Origin of the sequence: Staphylococcus sp. FSL K6-3157 (assembly GCF_038005145.1) — a bacterium.
Lineage (GTDB): Bacteria > Bacillota > Bacilli > Staphylococcales > Staphylococcaceae > Staphylococcus > Staphylococcus equorum.
The window spans coordinates 551,244-568,261 of the sequence record NZ_JBBOSM010000001.1 but is presented as its reverse complement, the minus strand read 5'-3'; the positions used below and the strand labels follow the sequence as shown (position 1 = coordinate 568,261).

Annotated in this window: 13 protein-coding genes; 2 read left to right on the top strand and 11 right to left on the bottom strand. The window is 32.8% G+C overall.

All coding sequences use genetic code 11. The features are described from left to right. Nucleotides 1–143: 143 nt before the first annotated feature. From MHB47_RS02460 to MHB47_RS02430, 7 genes are all read right to left on the bottom strand, one after another. A complete protein-coding gene (locus MHB47_RS02460) occupies nt 144–1,358 on the bottom strand; it encodes a helix-turn-helix domain-containing protein (RefSeq protein WP_002511521.1) in 1,215 nt (404 codons plus the stop codon). Between the two features lie 189 nt (nt 1,359–1,547). After that, on the bottom strand, nt 1,548–2,627 hold the full coding sequence (locus tag MHB47_RS02455; RefSeq protein ID WP_340754899.1) for a YkvI family membrane protein: 1,080 nt from the start codon (nt 2,625–2,627) through the stop codon (nt 1,548–1,550). A gap of 555 nt (nt 2,628–3,182) precedes the next feature. After that, nucleotides 3,183–4,541 carry a gluconate:H+ symporter gene (locus MHB47_RS02450; RefSeq protein ID WP_002506713.1) on the bottom strand — a complete coding sequence of 453 codons (1,359 nt, stop codon included), beginning with the start codon at nt 4,539–4,541 and terminating at the stop codon, nt 3,183–3,185. Between the two features lie 184 nt (nt 4,542–4,725). Next, complete coding sequence (gntK, locus tag MHB47_RS02445; RefSeq protein WP_021338574.1) at nt 4,726–6,276, bottom strand: gluconokinase; 1,551 nt, start codon at nt 6,274–6,276, stop codon at nt 4,726–4,728. Between the two features lie 36 nt (nt 6,277–6,312). Next, entirely contained in the window at nt 6,313–6,993 is a 681-nt protein-coding gene (locus tag MHB47_RS02440; RefSeq protein ID WP_340754898.1) for a GntR family transcriptional regulator, read from the bottom strand. A 263-nt stretch (nt 6,994–7,256) separates the two neighbouring features. Further along, the gene (locus MHB47_RS02435; protein ID WP_340754896.1) at nt 7,257–7,952 is read right to left on the bottom strand and encodes a GTP pyrophosphokinase; all 696 of its coding nucleotides are present in this window, start codon (nt 7,950–7,952) and stop codon (nt 7,257–7,259) included. Between the two features lie 251 nt (nt 7,953–8,203). Continuing rightward, complete coding sequence (locus MHB47_RS02430; RefSeq protein ID WP_002506709.1) at nt 8,204–8,617, bottom strand: DUF2188 domain-containing protein; 414 nt, start codon at nt 8,615–8,617, stop codon at nt 8,204–8,206. Between the two features lie 194 nt (nt 8,618–8,811). Between MHB47_RS02430 and MHB47_RS02425 the strand changes: the two genes are divergently transcribed. Next, the gene (locus tag MHB47_RS02425; protein WP_340754894.1) at nt 8,812–9,984 is read left to right on the top strand and encodes a hypothetical protein; all 1,173 of its coding nucleotides are present in this window, start codon (nt 8,812–8,814) and stop codon (nt 9,982–9,984) included. Next, a complete protein-coding gene (locus tag MHB47_RS02420; protein ID WP_340754892.1) occupies nt 9,974–11,203 on the top strand; it encodes a 5,10-methylene-tetrahydrofolate dehydrogenase in 1,230 nt (409 codons plus the stop codon). The genes MHB47_RS02425 and MHB47_RS02420 overlap by 11 nt, the downstream gene beginning before the upstream one ends. Before the next feature lie 129 nt (nt 11,204–11,332). Here the strand turns inward: MHB47_RS02420 and MHB47_RS02415 are convergent, their stop codons facing one another. The 4 genes from MHB47_RS02415 to putP all read right to left on the bottom strand — a co-directional run bounded on the left by MHB47_RS02415 (nt 11,333) and on the right by putP (nt 16,793). Further along, nucleotides 11,333–13,210 (bottom strand): FUSC family protein, encoded by a 1,878-nt coding sequence (locus MHB47_RS02415; RefSeq protein ID WP_340754890.1) that lies wholly within the window; start codon nt 13,208–13,210, stop codon nt 11,333–11,335. A 543-nt stretch (nt 13,211–13,753) separates the two neighbouring features. Next, complete coding sequence (gene budA / locus MHB47_RS02410; protein WP_021338581.1) at nt 13,754–14,452, bottom strand: acetolactate decarboxylase; 699 nt, start codon at nt 14,450–14,452, stop codon at nt 13,754–13,756. 202 nt (nt 14,453–14,654) lie between these two features. After that, nucleotides 14,655–14,939 carry a putative quinol monooxygenase gene (locus tag MHB47_RS02405; protein WP_002506704.1) on the bottom strand — a complete coding sequence of 95 codons (285 nt, stop codon included), beginning with the start codon at nt 14,937–14,939 and terminating at the stop codon, nt 14,655–14,657. Nucleotides 14,940–15,242: 303 nt separating this feature from the next. Next, nucleotides 15,243–16,793 carry a sodium/proline symporter PutP gene (gene putP, locus MHB47_RS02400; RefSeq protein ID WP_107513502.1) on the bottom strand — a complete coding sequence of 517 codons (1,551 nt, stop codon included), beginning with the start codon at nt 16,791–16,793 and terminating at the stop codon, nt 15,243–15,245. Nucleotides 16,794–17,018: the final 225 nt, after the last annotated feature.

The following is a 17,018-nucleotide window of genomic DNA, read 5'->3' as shown; positions in this document are numbered from 1 at the left end:
CATTTTTTAAATATAAGTGTGTAAACTTGTATGTTAAACAATGATTTTACATCATAATTATCATTTTATTAATATTTTTAATAATATATTCACTAAAAATGAAACAATCAATGTCTTTTTCTAATTTTCTATAGTTCATTATCCTAATAAAACTCTTTATGTTTTGTTCGATAACTTAATGGTGTTGTTCCGTATTGTTTTTTAAAACACTGTGTAAAGTAGCTTTGCTCTTTAAATCCAACGTAATTTGCCACTTCAGCGACGGTCATTTTAGTTCTCGCAATAAGGTCACGTCCCTTTTTCACTCTTGATTCAATGATGTATTGTGAGATAGATTTATGAATTTCCTTATTAAATATTTTGGACAAGTAACTCGGTGCCAAACCAACATATGAGGCGAGCTCATTTAATGACAATGCACTATCTAAGTTTCTTTCAATGTATTGAATTACCTTACTTACTTTTGGACTATAGGCATTCGCTTTTACCTTCATCGCACTATCTGTATATGCTTTAACAATTGAATGGGTGATTTCATCTAAAGTTTCTATGTCCATTGTTTGATCTATTAATGCCGCATACTTTGCAGATATTTCATCAATATGAATCAAACTTACACCCGCTTTTTCTCCGGCTTTACGGCATAACGTATTAATCAAATATGCTTTGTATTGTTCATTTGAAATATCATCCCTTACACGTCGTAAGCCTGCAACTGATAAATTCATTGCATTTAGAATTGATAAAGCTTCATTAGCATTGCCATTTTCAACTGCAGTAAGTAGCTGATTCTCCATATTATAACGATACTCTATTTCTTTTAATGTATAATCCATTTGCGCTTTGGATTCTGCTAACTCTTCTGTATTCGAATGAAAACTAAAATCAATTTTCACAGTTTCATAAATGCTATTTCTTTTTTTCAAAAAACGAATTGCTAAGCGACACATTTTTTGTGCTTTAACTTGGTGACACAAAGGTATCGTCAGTAAATATTGCTTCAATATAGAAAGTTTCGATATTTTAATATCTAAACTTTGAAGTAACTCATTACAACGACGTTCATTTGGCCGCTTCTCCATATATGGGCCAACAATATAAATTTGCTTGTACTTTTTAAATTTGAAAATTAAAAAGTTTACACCAAAACGATTCGTATAATGATAAATTTTATTGCTATGCATTTGTACAATAAAATGTTTCAACTCATTATTGAACTGCTTGCGTGCAGTATTTGTAAACGGCGTCTTAATATGATTAATCACCCCATTCATATCACTCATATCATATCCTTCTAGCCGAATTCCCAATAATTGTAGCGCATGCATCTGTAAAATCTCTAGCGTTTCCTCATTCATAAAAAAACACCCCATTCCTTATATTTTTATTATATCTAAAAATATAAGGAATGGGGTGTGAAATTTATATTAAATTTCTTTGAACTTATCAAACAATTCTATAACCAGTTCGTTTTTTATTGTCAAAAAAATTAATTCAAAATATTAATTCAAATTGGATAAACGGCTATTTACGGTATCTTCACACGTTTACTCATTTGAATTTTTCTTACCAAATTTGAGTTTAAATGGTGCATAGAATAATACAAATATAAGTACAAGTCCTAAATAACCTATTAATGGATAGAAAATTGCTACTAAATCTGTAAAACCTACGAAACTCAAACACAAACCAATGATGACTGTAACTGTATAGAAAAGTTTAAAACGTTTCGTATCTACCATCGTAAAGCGTGTTGCAAATGCATAGAACATACCTAAACCAGTATTGAATATCATACCGAAAATGACAAAAGCCATAATGACTCCAAGTATAGGTGAAATATGATTCACGATACCTAACATTGGCATCTCCATTTCGCCAACAACATCGATTTGTGTAAAGATAGCTAAATGACTTAGTACAATCATAACGCCTAATGCAAGTCCACCGAATAAACCACCTAATGCTGCAACTTTTGTATTTTTCTCAGAACCACCCATGACAATCGCCATAGAAGCACCAACTGCTGTATTAAATGATGCATAGTTTACACCTGCTATAAACCAGTTAGGTAATGTTGATGGTTTCGCATCTGAAATCGTATTAAGTTGTGAGAATGGTACATCTGTTGTCATAAAACTATAAACTGAAATTATTATAATGAATATAATTAAAAATGGAGTTATATTCCCAATTACTTTAACAACGCCTTCTACTTTCATCATACCCGCAAGTAGAATAAGTATTGTCATAAGAATCGTACCTACAATTGAAGGTAATCCGAATTGTTGATTAAGGTTTGATCCAGCTCCTGCAATCATAACGACACCTACACCAAAGAGTGTAAAAATAATGACTAAATCAATAATCCATCCTAAAATTTTACCAAATATAGATTTTCCTGTGATATTATGTATAACTTCTTTATGAGAATCTGTCTTAGATTTACTTCCTAACCAAACAAGCATCATACCCACATAAGCAAATAATGCTGTAGTAATGATAGCGCCAAATGTCCCCATAATGCCAAAGCTCGTGAAGTATTGAAGTACCTCTTGCCCTGATGCAAATCCGGCTCCTACAATGACTCCAATAAATGCGCTTGCGATCAGTAATATTCTTTTCATAATTAAGCCCCCTATTTTACTTACTATAAATGAGTTGTGTATAATTTCAACACTCGTATATTTGTGTAACATCAACCACTCACATTTCAATCACTCAAAAAGGTTGAAATAGACGTTTTGATATCGCTAAAAATTTGATATTGGTTTTATTTTATCATTTTAAAGCAATTGGATGTTGTTCTTCTCAACGACATCTATATTTAAGTAACGTAAAATCACAACAAAAATTTAAAAATTCATAATAAATTAAATAAAAATCCTCTTAACTATTAAGGAGTCCTTTATTGAGATTATCTTTGTTCATCAATTTCATTATTTAATTTTAATAGAAATTAAGTTAATCTTTTTCGCTTTTTCTGTTATATTTTTATATGTTTTTGCTATTATATGAGTTCAATCATGAAATTATTTTAGTTTAAAGCAGCAATTATTTGGGCCGACTCTTGACTCATTAAATATAGTACTAGCCGAAGACTAGAGGCTGTGCTCGTGGAAAGCGTGCACAAAAAATGCCAACAAAGTCGTTAAACTTTGTTGGCAGATTGGCTTTCTATTTTAGACAAACATATTAAGTATAAGTATGAAGATTAAACCAGATACTGAAATCACAGTTTCAAGTAATGACCACGTTAAGAAAGTCTCTTTAACAGTCAAACCGAAATATTCTTTGAACATCCAGAATCCTGCATCATTAACATGAGATAAAATAACACTACCCGCACCTATTGCAAGCACAACGAGCGCAACGTTAACATCTGATACTTGTAACAATGGTAAGACGATACCTGTAGATGAGATTGCTGCAACTGTTGATGACCCTAAAGCAATACGAAGTACTGCAGCAACAAGCCATGCTAAGAATATAGGAGACATTTCTGTACCTTCAAACAATGTAGCAATAGTATCTCCAACGCCACCTTCAATTAATACTTCTTTGAAAGTACCGCCACCACCAATAATTAAGATCATCATCCCAATTGGATAAATCGCATTAGATACTGAATCCATAATTTCTGAGTTTTTGCGTCCTTGTTTAATACCCATAGTAAAGATTGCAAACAGTACAGCTATAAGCATTGCCGTAGCTGCAGTACCAATAAAGTATATAAATGATTCAAAGCCATTTGTAGCTTCTTCATGGCCTGTAATCAATTGTACAATTGTTGATAGCAACATCAAAATAACAGGAGAAATCGCAGTTAATAAACTGACTCCGAATCCCGGCATTTCTTCTTCTGAAAATTCTTTTTGTGCACCTAAGGCTGATATATCGCCCTCACGTGTATAAGCCGTTGGTGCAATTTTTTGCGCAATTTTATTAAACAATGGTCCAGCTATAATTGTAACTGGAATTGCAATAATCATACCGTAAAGTAATACGTGGCCTAAGTTTGCATCTAATTCTTTAGCTATAACTACTGGTCCTGGATGTGGCGGTAAAAATCCGTGCGTTACAGATAAAGCCACAACCATCGGAAAACCTAATTTTAACTGTGAAACATTTGCACGTTTAGCAATCGTAAATACTAAAGGAATCAATAATACTAAACCTACTTCAAAGAATAAAGCAATACCTACAATAAACGCAGCTACAAGCATTGCCCATTGTACATGTTTAGGTCCGAACTTATCGATAAGCGTGTCAGCAATACGTGTCGCACCCCCACCATCAGAGAGTAGTTTCCCTAATATAGCACCTAATCCGAAGATCAATGCAATATGTCCTAGTGTACTTCCCATACCATTTTCTACTGTTTCAATGATTTTATCTAAAGGCATACCTAGTAAAATTGCAGTCACAATTGATGTGATAATTAATGAAATAAATGTGTTTAACTTTAAGAAAATAATAAGTGATAATAATACGATAATTCCTATTACCACCGTAATCAATGGCCAAATTGTTTCAAACATCATCGTTCTCCCCTTTCAAATTAAAGATTGAATTAGAACTTTACAGACATGTATCTAATCAATCGTGGTAACGCTTTCTTTCATAATTAAAATTTTAAAGAGTATGTGACAAGTTCTTCGTAACGTGAGTGTCGCTTGTTGACTTGTCACTTTTCTCTTTAAAGGCTCTTTCTATATCGTCTTACTATGGTTTGTCATCCGTCATATGTTCACGTTGGAATGTTGCAATTTCTGTGTAGCGATCCTCTAATGAACGACTTAAGTTGATAAATATAGAAATGAGTTGTTGATACACCTTCACATTATCTTGGTTCGGCTTATGTTCGTTTGTAGTACCGACCATCTCTTCGATAATAGAAAAATCATCAATTTCGCCAAGTGCTTTCATTCCTAATACACATGCACCTAAGCAAGAGCTTTCATAACTTTCAGGTACAATTAAATTCGTATCAAAAATATCTGCCATCATTTGGCGCCACACTTCACTTTTCGCAAAACCACCTGTTGCTTTAATTGTCGAAGGTGTTTCATCCATTACTTCGATTAGCGCAAGATATACGGTGTAAAGATTGTAAAGAACACCCTCTAAAGCAGCACGAATCATATGTTCTTTTTTATGCGTTAATGTTAATCCAAAGAATGAACCTCTGGCATCTGCGTTCCATAATGGGGCACGTTCACCAGCGAGATATGGATGGAAAATCAATCCTTCTGCACCCGGTTTAACTCGATTAGCAATTTTAGTTAACACGTCATATGGATCGACGCCTAAACGTTTTGCAGTCTCTACTTCGCTGGCTAATAATTCATCACGAAGCCAACGTAATACGACACCACCATTGTTTACAGGACCACCTATAACATAATGATCTTCAGTTAACACATAGCAGAAAATACGCCCTTTATAATCTGTACGTGGTTTATCTATCACCGTTCTAATTGCTCCCGATGTTCCTATCGTCACCGCAACTTCACCTTTTTTAAATGCATTCACACCTAAATTGGAAAGTACACCGTCACTTGCACCAACCACAATTGGTGTATTTTCATCTATGCCCATCAATGTTGCATAGCGACGTTTCATACCTTTTAAAATGTGTGTTGTTGGTACAACCTCTGGTAATTGGGTCTCTTCAATACCTAGCAATTCTAGCGCTTCTTTGTCCCAAGCTAATGTTTCTAAGTTAAGCATCCCAGTAGATGATGCCATAGATTGATCTATAACAAATTGCTCAAATAATTGATAGAAAATGTATGTCTTAATATCAGCAAATGTAGCAGTTTGGTTGTATATTTCTTGTTGTTCATGCTTCATCCAAAATATTTTAGCCAACGGGGACATAGGATGGATTGGCGTGCCGGTTCTTTGATATATTTCATTACCATTATGTTCATTTTTAATCTGTTCAGCGTATTGGCTTGCGCGATTATCTGCCCAGGTTAAATTTTCAGTTAATCGTTGGTTACTCGCATCCATTGCTATTAAACTGTGCATCTGAGCACTAAATGAGATTAATTTAAGATCTTCTTTAGCAATATTAGCTTCTCTCATTACATATTTAACTGTCATTAACACTGCATCAAATAACTCATCTGGGTTTTCTTCAGAAGTTTCCACATTAGGTGTATGCAATGGATAACCGATATTGTGTTTCATTATAAATTGACCTTTTTCGTCGTAGAGTACTGACTTCGTACTCGTTGTGCCTATATCGACACCTATCATGTATTTCATGATTTTTCCTCCTACTTCTTTTACCGAGTTAAAACACTAATTTAACCAGAAACTGTCAACATCCTCGCCAACGTCATCAAAGTTGAGATGGAATGCTTCTCTAAGTTTTGCAGCATCTTGCTTCGCAATCGCTTCTATAAACACTTCATGATTACGATGAATACGCTCAAAATCTTCTGGATTCTCGCTCATGCGTGTACGCATTGATAATAATATCAGTGCTTCCATTACCGGTCTTAAGTTATTCCAAAAAGTTTTTAAGTATTGGTGCTTTGAAGCGAGTATCGTAACTTCATGAAATTTCATATCATGTTCAGTAAATGCTTCTGCATCTTCAAATTTAACTGCCACTTTCATCATTTCTAATTGTTTACGTAATTCTTTAACAATCTGATCATTATTCAAAGTTTTGATTCTACTAAACGCAAATGATTCCAACATTATTCTTAAATCATAAAGTTCTTTTTTCTCTGTATCATCAAAAGGCAATACTTCTGCGCCCATTCTTTCTAAATGTATCAATTGATCTTGCTTTAATAATTTAAATGCATCCCTGACTGGTGATCGACTAACATTAAATTCTTTAGCAATTTGATTCTCCGTCAATAACGTATCTGGCGTTATTGTGCCCTCAACAATTCTTAAACGAATCTCTGCAGCAATCATTTCACCTTTCGAGACGCCCTCTAGCCATTGTTCTGGATACTTATAATTCATGATGATATCACCTCTTTTTATCAATACGATATACTTGTATACAAGTATAGTAATACACAACTTCACTATTTGCAAACGCTTGCAAAGGGTGTTTTTATCTATTTTCAACTAAAAAAACCGACATGACAGGTCTTGAACCTATCATATCGGTTATTATATTTATTTTACTTTCATAAAAATTTGAAGCATTATGACGGTTGCAGCTCACGACATCCATTCCTCAGCAGTAACAAATTAGAGCTTCAACTTTAATGTAGTTTTACTTAATTATCGAATACTTCAGAATGTATATTTTGCATTTTACTTTCAACCGTTGTGATTTCGTTTGCACATTGCTTTAATGCATTTCTATAGTTCTCAGTATTTTCCGTGTTTTTATAACGTATTTTATGCTCTAAGCTTGCCCACATATCCATACCAATTGTTCTGATTTGAATTTCTACAGGCACAGTTTCTACTGTATTAGCTAAAAATACTGGAATTGCTACAACGATATGTAAGCTACGATATCCATTATCTTTAGGATTTCCAATATAGTCTTTACGTTTCAAGAGCTTCACATCTTCTTGTTTAAGTAATAACTCTTCTATCACATAAATATCATCTATATAGTTACAAATCACTCTAATACCTGCAATATCTAATATATTTTCTCTAGCTGACTCTGTGCTTATCTCTAATCCTTTACGATTTAACTTTTTAATTAAGCTTCGCATTTCTTTAACACGACGCTCCATATGATGGATCGGATTATGTTTATACATTTGTTGAAAATTATCATCTAAAATATCTAATTTAGTACTAATTTCTTTGAGTGCTGAAGAATATAATTGTTCCAAAGCAACGAACCCTATTACCATATCAAATGCATCTTCTTGATTATTTATATGCTTTAGACTCTCTCTAAATTCTTCCTTCAAATCGTCTATATTTAGTGATGGTTTACGTTCAATGTACATATTTCTTTCCTCCCAAGAGATCTACTTAGACTACATTATAGCTGATTTTTATTTATTAACTAAATAAAAAGATACTTCAAATATGATAAAATACATTTTTGAAGTATCGTTGTTTTTTCAAACTGAAATATATTTAAAAAAAGTACTAGTCCATCAAGTTAATGGAATAGTACTTCGGCGATTAACATCTATGTCCCGAAATCTCTTACTCTATGTTCTATTATTTCATGGGACAACTGAATATTTGATTGCTATTCATCTTTCTTATGTTCTCTCACTTCTGTCGATCTGTTATCAGCAATATTACGTGCACGTTTCATCGCATCCTCTTTCTTATCAAAACTATCGGAAGCTTGCTTAGCACCGTCTGTTTTAATCTTCCATTTATTATCTTCATAATAAACGTGAACATCTTTATTATTTAATTCAGGGTTCGCTGAATCATCTTTTTCATGTTTAGTTATTTTCTTGTTTTTCAATTCGTCTAATTCTTTTTTAGAAGCGTCTTTATACCAAGATTCAGCTTGCTTCGTAGCAATAGGTATTGCTCTATCTTCCTTATAACCATCTTTGAGCATCGCATTTCCAATATCTATTGCTTTTTTAAGTTCTAATTTTTCCATGTTTTTCCAACTTTGTGGGTAATCATCCATTGTCCAAGGCATTAACTTTAACCTCCTACGTTATAATTTATTCTTCGTCTTAATTGTTGTTTACCACTACTGAAAAGTTACAAACAAAGCAATATACACTTTCAATTAAAAACTCAAAATAGATAGCAATGATTAATTTTCTTAATGAACGGGAATTAAAGTATGAATCTAATCATTTCATACAGTACTTATAAAGGAGGGATATAATGACAAATATAGCGATAGGTTTAATTCCTTCACCTGACATGCCACATAAACTTATTAATAAAATTTCCGATTATCTAGCCGATGATATCCATAACAATGTAGATGATAAAACAAATTGGGATTTTGAAACACATGTCGCTTCCATGGTTGGGACAGCTGAACATATGGATAAAGCACTAGATATCGCATCAAATATAAAAAAACAAAAGAATTGGGACTACACAATTTGTATCACTGATTTACCAAGCCTATCTAATAATAAAACTGTGATTTGTGATATAAATCTAGATGACAAAACAGCATTAATATCTGTGCCAGCATTAGGTGCTGTGAATTTAAAACACAAGCTACGTCATTTTATTACATTTATTGTTAAATATTTTTTTACTTCAGGTTCAGATAAAAGCCTTTTGAAATCAAAGTATTTTAAATTAACAAAATTCAATGAAGTTATACCAAATGAAGATAACAAACAAGATAATAGAAAGCGTATTGTTTCTAAAACATCATTTTTAGGTTGGTTTCATTTAATCTTAGGCATGACTTTTTCTAATGAACCTTGGTCTGCTATTTTAGATTTCAAAAAAATTATTTCAGTATCCTTTGCAACTGGAACATATATCGCAATCTTCTCAACACCATGGGATTTGAGCTTAGATTATGAATACTGGCGCTTTATTCTACTCATGTTATTATCTATAAGCGGCATGGTCGGATGGTTAATATATTCATATAATTTATGGGAACGCCCAAATCCAAAAACACAACAATCCTATCGTTTCATTTACAATTTCACGACATTGACTACATTATTCGCTATCACCATTTTTAATTTTGCTGCATTATTTATATTACTCACAATAAGTACATTATTATTTGTACCACCAGAGATCTTTTCTAGCTGGACTTCTTTGAATGAAAAACAACCAACTTTCGTCAACTATATTAACCTTATTTGGTTTATAACTTCGTTGGGTATTTTAGCTGGTGCCATGGGTTCAACAGTTGAAAATGCTGAAAAAATCAAACGTGTAACATATTCATTCAGACAATATTATAGATATAAAGAACTAGAACAAGACGACGATAACACTAATAGTACTGATCAAGCGTCAGATTACAATAATGGCAAAAAACTATCACACAGTGAGGAGGATTCCAATGACAAATAGGACGATTGAAATCGGATTAGTAGCGGCACCAGGTATAACGGAAAAAATCGCTCACAATCTTGAAAATAACTTGCCAGACATATTAGCGAATTATTTCGCTAAAGATATTGAATGGAAAATCAATACAGTTGTTGATCCCCTTACTGGTTCTGCAGAAACTTCCAAAGAAATATTCGAAAAAATTGCTAACTACCAAAATAATAATAATTGGCAATACACTATAGGACTGACTGACCTCCCTATTATTAAAGATAATAATGTTATCGCTTTTGATATTAATAAAAGTAATGGTGCCAGTTTAATTTCCGTACCTTCCTATGGATGGCGACCAGTTCAAAAACGTATACAAAAATCTATAGTTGGAATTATTGAAACTGTGAATATGGATCATTCACAGGATTTACAAAAAAATGATCACAACGATAAAGGAAGTCAAGAGAAATTAAAATCACAATTTCCACTTTCAACTTTAAAATCACGCACAGCATATTTAGAAGACACAAATTCCAAACATACACACTATTTTGTTTCATCTAATACAAAAGGTTCTTTTCGTTTAATCAGTGGTATGACATTTGCAAACAACCCATTAAACATGCTCAGTAGCTTGAGTAATGTCGTAGCCATCGCATTCACTACTGGTGCTTTTGGTATCGTTTTTACTACGATGTGGAATTTAAGTTATGTTTATTCATCTTGGCGCATGTTACTCATGATGGTAGTCGCCATTTTGGGCATGATGTTTTGGATTATTGTAGCGCACCATTTATGGGAATCGAAAAAAGAAAGTAGAAATAAAAGAGTTACAATGTTATATAATTTGACAACTGTACTAACATTAACTGTTTCACTTATTATTTATTATATAATATTGTTCTTTTTATTCTTAATTGCTACTCTTGTAGTCTTGCCTTCAGGTTATTTAGGTCAAACTTTACAAATGGGTGGCTCCGCAAATTTAATCACTTATATAAATCTTGCTTGGTTTGCTACTTCTATATCAACAGTTGCCGGTGCAATTGGTGCTGGTTTAAACAATGAAGAACTCATATTAGAAAGTACTTATGGTTTTAGACAAAAAGAACGTTATAAAAAAATGGAAGACCAAGAAAAACAACAAGAACAGAAAAGAACTGAAGCTAAGAAAGATATTGAAGAGAAGAAGCAGGAAGAAGAAAAGAAAGCAGAACAAGAAGCTAAAAATAAACAAGATCACTAGGGACAGTCTTACCTCAGACAAACTTCAGACTTCCCTTCACACTTAAAAATTTGTTTGACACCTTAAAACAAATAAAAAACAAAAGCAAGCCAACCCTTAATTTCATTCATCATAGGGTTGGCTTGCTTTTTAAACTTGTGCTAATTTCACTTTTTGTCTTGCGTTCATACAATTATTTTGAATACTCATCAATGATGTTTTAATGTGCATATACTGAGGTAGTTCGGGTATTTCTTGAACTTTAATATGCGAACCTCTTTCAAAATGTTTTGCTATATTTTCAAAAATAAGTAAGTATTCGCCCATTGTTTCATCATCTATATGATACCTTTCTTCATTACTCAAAGCTCTTGTAAGCATAAAGCTAATTTCTTCTAGAGCATAAATACTCGGATAATAATACTGTATGACCATCTTATTACTAAACAGTTCACCATTTGCGCTGTTATATACTTGCTTCATGTTATTAAGTTTCACGCTTAACTGAAGCATTTCTTGTTTGTCTTGTTCTCGTGATGAATATTTACTACTTGCAAACAAGTAATGGAACAATACTGCCTCGTCTCTTGCTACGTCCGCGAGTGTTGCTGGTAACATGGATGACGCTGTCTTTCTGCCTATTACCAATAAACAAATAACAGCAATTGCAATACCCACAATTACATCAATCACGCGTGGTAATGCAATTAAAATTGTTAAGTGATTCGCTGCTATACCATTCAACAAGATCACTTGAATCGTTATAAAAATAACAGCGAATGAATAGTTAGCACCCACAAATACCTCTGTCACACCTGCTGCTGCAGCTAACAAGATAATCGCAATTGGTAACGGTGGCGTCGATAATAAAATTAGAGATAATACAAGCACACCTATAATTGTACCAACGCCCCTAGATCCAGCACGTTCAAAACTATGTAACGTTGTTGAACCTAATAGTACTGTATGTGTACTTAAAGGGATCCAATATGCTTTTTCAAAGCCAAACATAAGTGCAATAAAAATTGAAATAGCCATAATAACTGTATAGCGTAATGTATTTCTAAACACAAAGGAATCCAAAGTTAAATTTGTTAACATACGGTGTCCATAAATAGGAACACGAATATCAATTTCATGTTCTACACGTTCATTACCTGCATTCATAATTGCATCTACTTTGAATATATTATCAACTAGATTTTGATATTGGTCATCAATTTCCACTGCTTTTGTCCATTGTTTTTTAAAATTACCTTCAGAGTATACAAGTTTTATTACAAAATCTGCCATTTCTTTGATTTCTTTAGGTAAAGGACGCATGTTCTTTTCATTCAGCTCTAATAATTCTGAATGAATACCTTGCGCTGTATTATGAAGTAATAGCAAACGCTGAAATTCGGGCGATTCTTTAGATTTCGCAGTACTAGAAGTAATCAGTTGAGTATCTGAATTTCGAAAAGCAGTCACTGCGAATTGTGATGCTTTAGCAAATGCCTTCGGATCATCAAAATTATAAATAAGTTGTTTAATGATATTATAGTCATTTTTGATGGCTTTTGACTCTGCAGATTCTTTAGAAATAACTATAAGTATAGTAACAATTAATGTTGCTAATAATCCCCCAACAAACATAGCGAGCCCTCTATATAAAGCTTCTTCTGGAGCTACAGGTAAGTTGAAAGGTAAACTGAAAGCAACAATAAAGAATGTCGATGAAGGTCCTGGTATATTCAATGAACTAAATATATAATACGGAATGACCGTAACAATAAGTAGCAATACACCAAAGATAAGTGGTTGGCTTACTGTGAGCGTACCTAATATCATTGCAATAGATAACCCTATCGATGAGAAAAATACGATACGCAGTTTTGATTTAGATGACCCACCAAATACATATATATGTGCTAAAGTACCAGTAGATATTAATAATCCTGTAGAAAGATGACCCATTAAATAACCAATAATGAGTGGGATAAACATTAATATAGCTTGTCTTAAACCTTTAGCAACATCGATTTTCATGGAATTAAATCGAACAAGTGACTTTAAATATTTAACCAATGTTGGTGTTCATCTCCTTTAATATTTTATTTTTCATTAGTTTAATACGTGTGTGCTCTACAAATTAAAGTCTTTAAAAAGCACAAATAAAAATGGGAGAAGGAGAGAAATCAAAAATGTGAAATTTGATTTCGTATTCCAACCCCCACAAGGCTGACTAAATATCTTAAAAGTTTGATATAAGTACAATTAGATATCAGACAGTTACTGTGTAATCTCAAATTTACATTTACGACATAGTATGTTGTATTTATATCCTAGTCTTATTAGGTCGTAAACACATGTAGTCTATTTATCTCAGCTTACTAACAATTCAATATTTAATACAATATTGTTTATTATCGTAAAAATTACATATGTCCAACTTAAAACATCACTTTACTATTTTAACACTTTTTGAAAAATATTTTGTCGTATTTGATTGGATAATATCATAGACAATTTATTATAAATCATTTCATTGTTAGTATGATGTAAAAAATCTTTTTATATCGCCCAAATGATTTATTCTGCTTCTTTAATATCTTCATGAACGCTTGAATAATCGATATCTGTTTCTAAAAATTCATCATTATTCACAGGAAAGTGTTGTTCAAGTGTTTCTATATTACTAATTTCTACTGAGCCACTATTAAATTCAAAGTCTAAGACATGGCCACCAAACGTTTTATTTTTATCAACAAAATGTAAATGAAATCCTCCTGCAGCTACGCCATGAAATAATTGTGGAGAATAAAATCCTACAATCGTACCATGCACTTGTTCTTGCGTATATTCAGGTTGTTTTTTAGCCGATTCTATTAATTTAGTATAAGGTCTCTCTTGTTTCGGCATCATTCTGACATGAATCATTTCAAATTTACCGGTGATTTTGACAGCTATAAATATATTATTACTCGCTGCTTGACGTTGTATTTCATTTAACAAAGCTTCAGAGTCTGTGATATAGCGAACATCAAATTGCTTATCTACTTTGAAAGGGGTAACTGTAGAGAATGGTGTCATTTCATTACCTTCTAATTGTTTGAACTCACCATATTCATTGGCATGATATGCGTTACCATCTAATATAATAACTTCACCATCAGAACCAGTTAATGTTCCTATACCTAAATCACCATGTTCTAAAATTTCGTTAATCGTAGCAGTGCCTTCTAATAAACCTGCCATCAACGTACCTAAAGTTCCGTGTTGATATAACATTATTTCTTCTCTCCTTACTAAAACGTATTACTTACTTTTTAAAATTGGGGGTATTTTTATTATAATTGCTTCCAACATGAAATTATACACCATTATATTACACTGCAACAGCTTAGTGTCTTAATCGACCATATTAAAAGGCATAAAAAGTCTAAACTCACGAGATTGTGTAAGTTTAGACTCTTATTTTTGAAATGGTATTTTATTTAGTTTGAGAAACCTTAATATCTGGTTTTGTAATCAAATATTGCGTAACTTCTTTGAAAAAGTGTTGAAAGTGTTCTGTGCCATTGTGTACTTCTAAAGCTTCTTCATTTTCATATTGTTCGATAAAAGCAAATGTATTAGGCTCATCCGTTCGTTCAAAATGTGCATAATACAATGCGCCGTCTTCTTTGTTAGCTGCTAATACAAGCGGTTCTACTAACGCTAAATACTGATCACGCTTTGACGGATCAATTTTCATTATCGCATTTACAGTAATCATCTTTTTCTCCTCCTAGGAAATCATTATCTTTATAAATTACCGCAAACTAAATATCGCAAACATTGCATGCTTAATATCAATTATTAAAAAAAGTATCATTCAGTAATAAATCGAAATACTCCAAATTTTGAAACCAAATATATCAAAAAAAGACTAACTCCCCCTTTGAAGTTAGTCTTTTATAATATATAATTTCTCCCGTTTTAAACTAAATGAGTGACTTTATAGTTTAATATAAAACTTCATCTAGCTTATTTGTTTAATTTTGACTACATAATTTAAACCCCTTATTTAAATTATGTTTTACTTTTTCTTGCCAACGCTTTTAACAGTTTGACGTACATCTGCTAAATCCCCTTCAACATCGATGTCAGGTTTTTTAGTAAATTTACTTACTACAACCGTTACAATTAAACTTGTTAAGAAGCCTGGTATGATTTCATATAAATTAAAGAAATCATTAATTTCACCAAGTGGTTTAACAAATGCAATCCATATAATTACTACAATTGCCCCTGCTAACATACCACTTACTGCACCAGTACGACTTAAGCCTTTCCAATATAATGACAATAGAACAAGTGGTCCAAATGCTGCACCAAAACCTGCCCATGCATTACCTACAAGACCTAAAATCGTGTCGTTTGGTGTCCAAGCAATCCAAAGCGATATAAGTGCTACAACGATTACTGATAAACGTCCCACCAAAACAAATTCTTTTTGATGTTCTTTGGCTGCTTTCTCACCACGGAATAATTTATAAAAATCTTCTGTTAATGAACTTGATGTCACTAACAATTGTGAAGAAATTGTACTCATAATCGCGGCTAAAATAGCAGCAAGTAAGAACCCACCAACAAGCGGATGGAATAAAATTTGTCCCATTAAAATAAATAGTGTTTCTGGATCTTGTATGTCTGCGCCACCACTATTAATAAATGTGATACCTGTAAGACCAACCCCTACTGCACCTAGTAAGCTGACTGCCATCCAACCGATACCAAAACGTCTTGCTGTTGGTATTTGTTTAATTGATTTGATAGACATAAAACGTACAATGATATGCGGCTGACCAAAGTAACCTAATCCCCAAGCAAAGAATGAAATAATACCTATTGCTGTTGTACCTTTAAATAAATCCAAATTCGTAGGTTTTATTTCTGCTGCTTGTGATATTGTATCAAGTCCACTTAATTGCATCATAGCAACAATCGGTACCATCACCATAGCGATAATCATAACGACCCCTTGGAAAAAGTCTGTTAATGATACTGCTAAATAACCACCAAAGAATGTATATGCAATAACAATAACTGCTACGATTACCATACCCAAGTGATAATTTACACCAAATGCACTTTCAAATAATACCCCACCTGAAACCATTCCAGAATGAGTATATAACGTAAAGAATACAACAATAATTGCCCCGGCAATTATTTTAATAGAGTTAGATTTATCATCTAGTCTATTTTTAAAGAAATCTGGTAGCGTAATGGCATCCCCAGCTTTCTCTGTATATACACGGAGACGCGGTGCTACAACAATATAGTTTATGTATGCCCCTATAGTTAGACCAATCGCTAACCACGCTGCTGATAGCCCAGTTGTATAAACTTCCCCAGGTAGTCCCATTATCATCCAACCACTCATGTCGGACGCCCCTGCGGATAATGCTGTTACATATGGACCAATATTTCTGCCGCCCAACATATATTCACTGACATTGCCTGTCGATTGTTTAAAGCCATAGTAACCTATGCCTAGTAAAACAATGAAATAAACAATTAGCATAATATAAGTTTGCCAGTTCGGGTCTACTTGACTCTGTAATGATGCTCCCAATGTAAACATTGAACAAACTCCCTTTTACTTTATGATTTTGTCACATGCATTCATTATACAAAAATCAGAGAGATTTTAAACCACTTATCAGAAACTTTTTTCTTCCATTTTTTGTTAAAAGGGCTTTATGGCACTTTGAACACTGATACATAAGCGTTTTTAACGCTTAAAATTAAAAGTGTAATAATTCTCTTTTAGTGCTTTTAATCTCGTTTTACAATTCACGAAAATGTA

Excerpts from the sequence above, each read along its gene's own strand:
- MHB47_RS02460 (WP_002511521.1), bottom strand. The coding sequence starts at position 1,358 with ATGAATGAGGAAACGCTAGAGATTTTACAGATGCATGCGCTACAATTA.
- MHB47_RS02455 (WP_340754899.1), bottom strand. The coding sequence starts at position 2,627 with ATGAAAAGAATATTACTGATCGCAAGCGCATTTATTGGAGTCATTGTA.
- MHB47_RS02450 (WP_002506713.1), bottom strand. The coding sequence starts at position 4,541 with ATGTTTGAAACAATTTGGCCATTGATTACGGTGGTAATAGGAATTATC.
- gntK (WP_021338574.1), bottom strand. The coding sequence starts at position 6,276 with ATGAAATACATGATAGGTGTCGATATAGGCACAACGAGTACGAAGTCA.
- MHB47_RS02440 (WP_340754898.1), bottom strand. The coding sequence starts at position 6,993 with ATGAATTATAAGTATCCAGAACAATGGCTAGAGGGCGTCTCGAAAGGT.
- MHB47_RS02435 (WP_340754896.1), bottom strand. The coding sequence starts at position 7,952 with ATGTACATTGAACGTAAACCATCACTAAATATAGACGATTTGAAGGAA.
- MHB47_RS02430 (WP_002506709.1), bottom strand. The coding sequence starts at position 8,617 with ATGCCTTGGACAATGGATGATTACCCACAAAGTTGGAAAAACATGGAA.
- MHB47_RS02425 (WP_340754894.1), top strand. The coding sequence starts at position 8,812 with ATGACAAATATAGCGATAGGTTTAATTCCTTCACCTGACATGCCACAT.
- MHB47_RS02420 (WP_340754892.1), top strand. The coding sequence starts at position 9,974 with ATGACAAATAGGACGATTGAAATCGGATTAGTAGCGGCACCAGGTATA.
- MHB47_RS02415 (WP_340754890.1), bottom strand. The coding sequence starts at position 13,210 with ATGAAAATCGATGTTGCTAAAGGTTTAAGACAAGCTATATTAATGTTT.
- budA (WP_021338581.1), bottom strand. The coding sequence starts at position 14,452 with ATGTTATATCAACACGGAACTTTAGGTACGTTGATGGCAGGTTTATTA.
- MHB47_RS02405 (WP_002506704.1), bottom strand. The coding sequence starts at position 14,939 with ATGATTACTGTAAATGCGATAATGAAAATTGATCCGTCAAAGCGTGAT.
- putP (WP_107513502.1), bottom strand. The coding sequence starts at position 16,793 with ATGTTTACATTGGGAGCATCATTACAGAGTCAAGTAGACCCGAACTGG.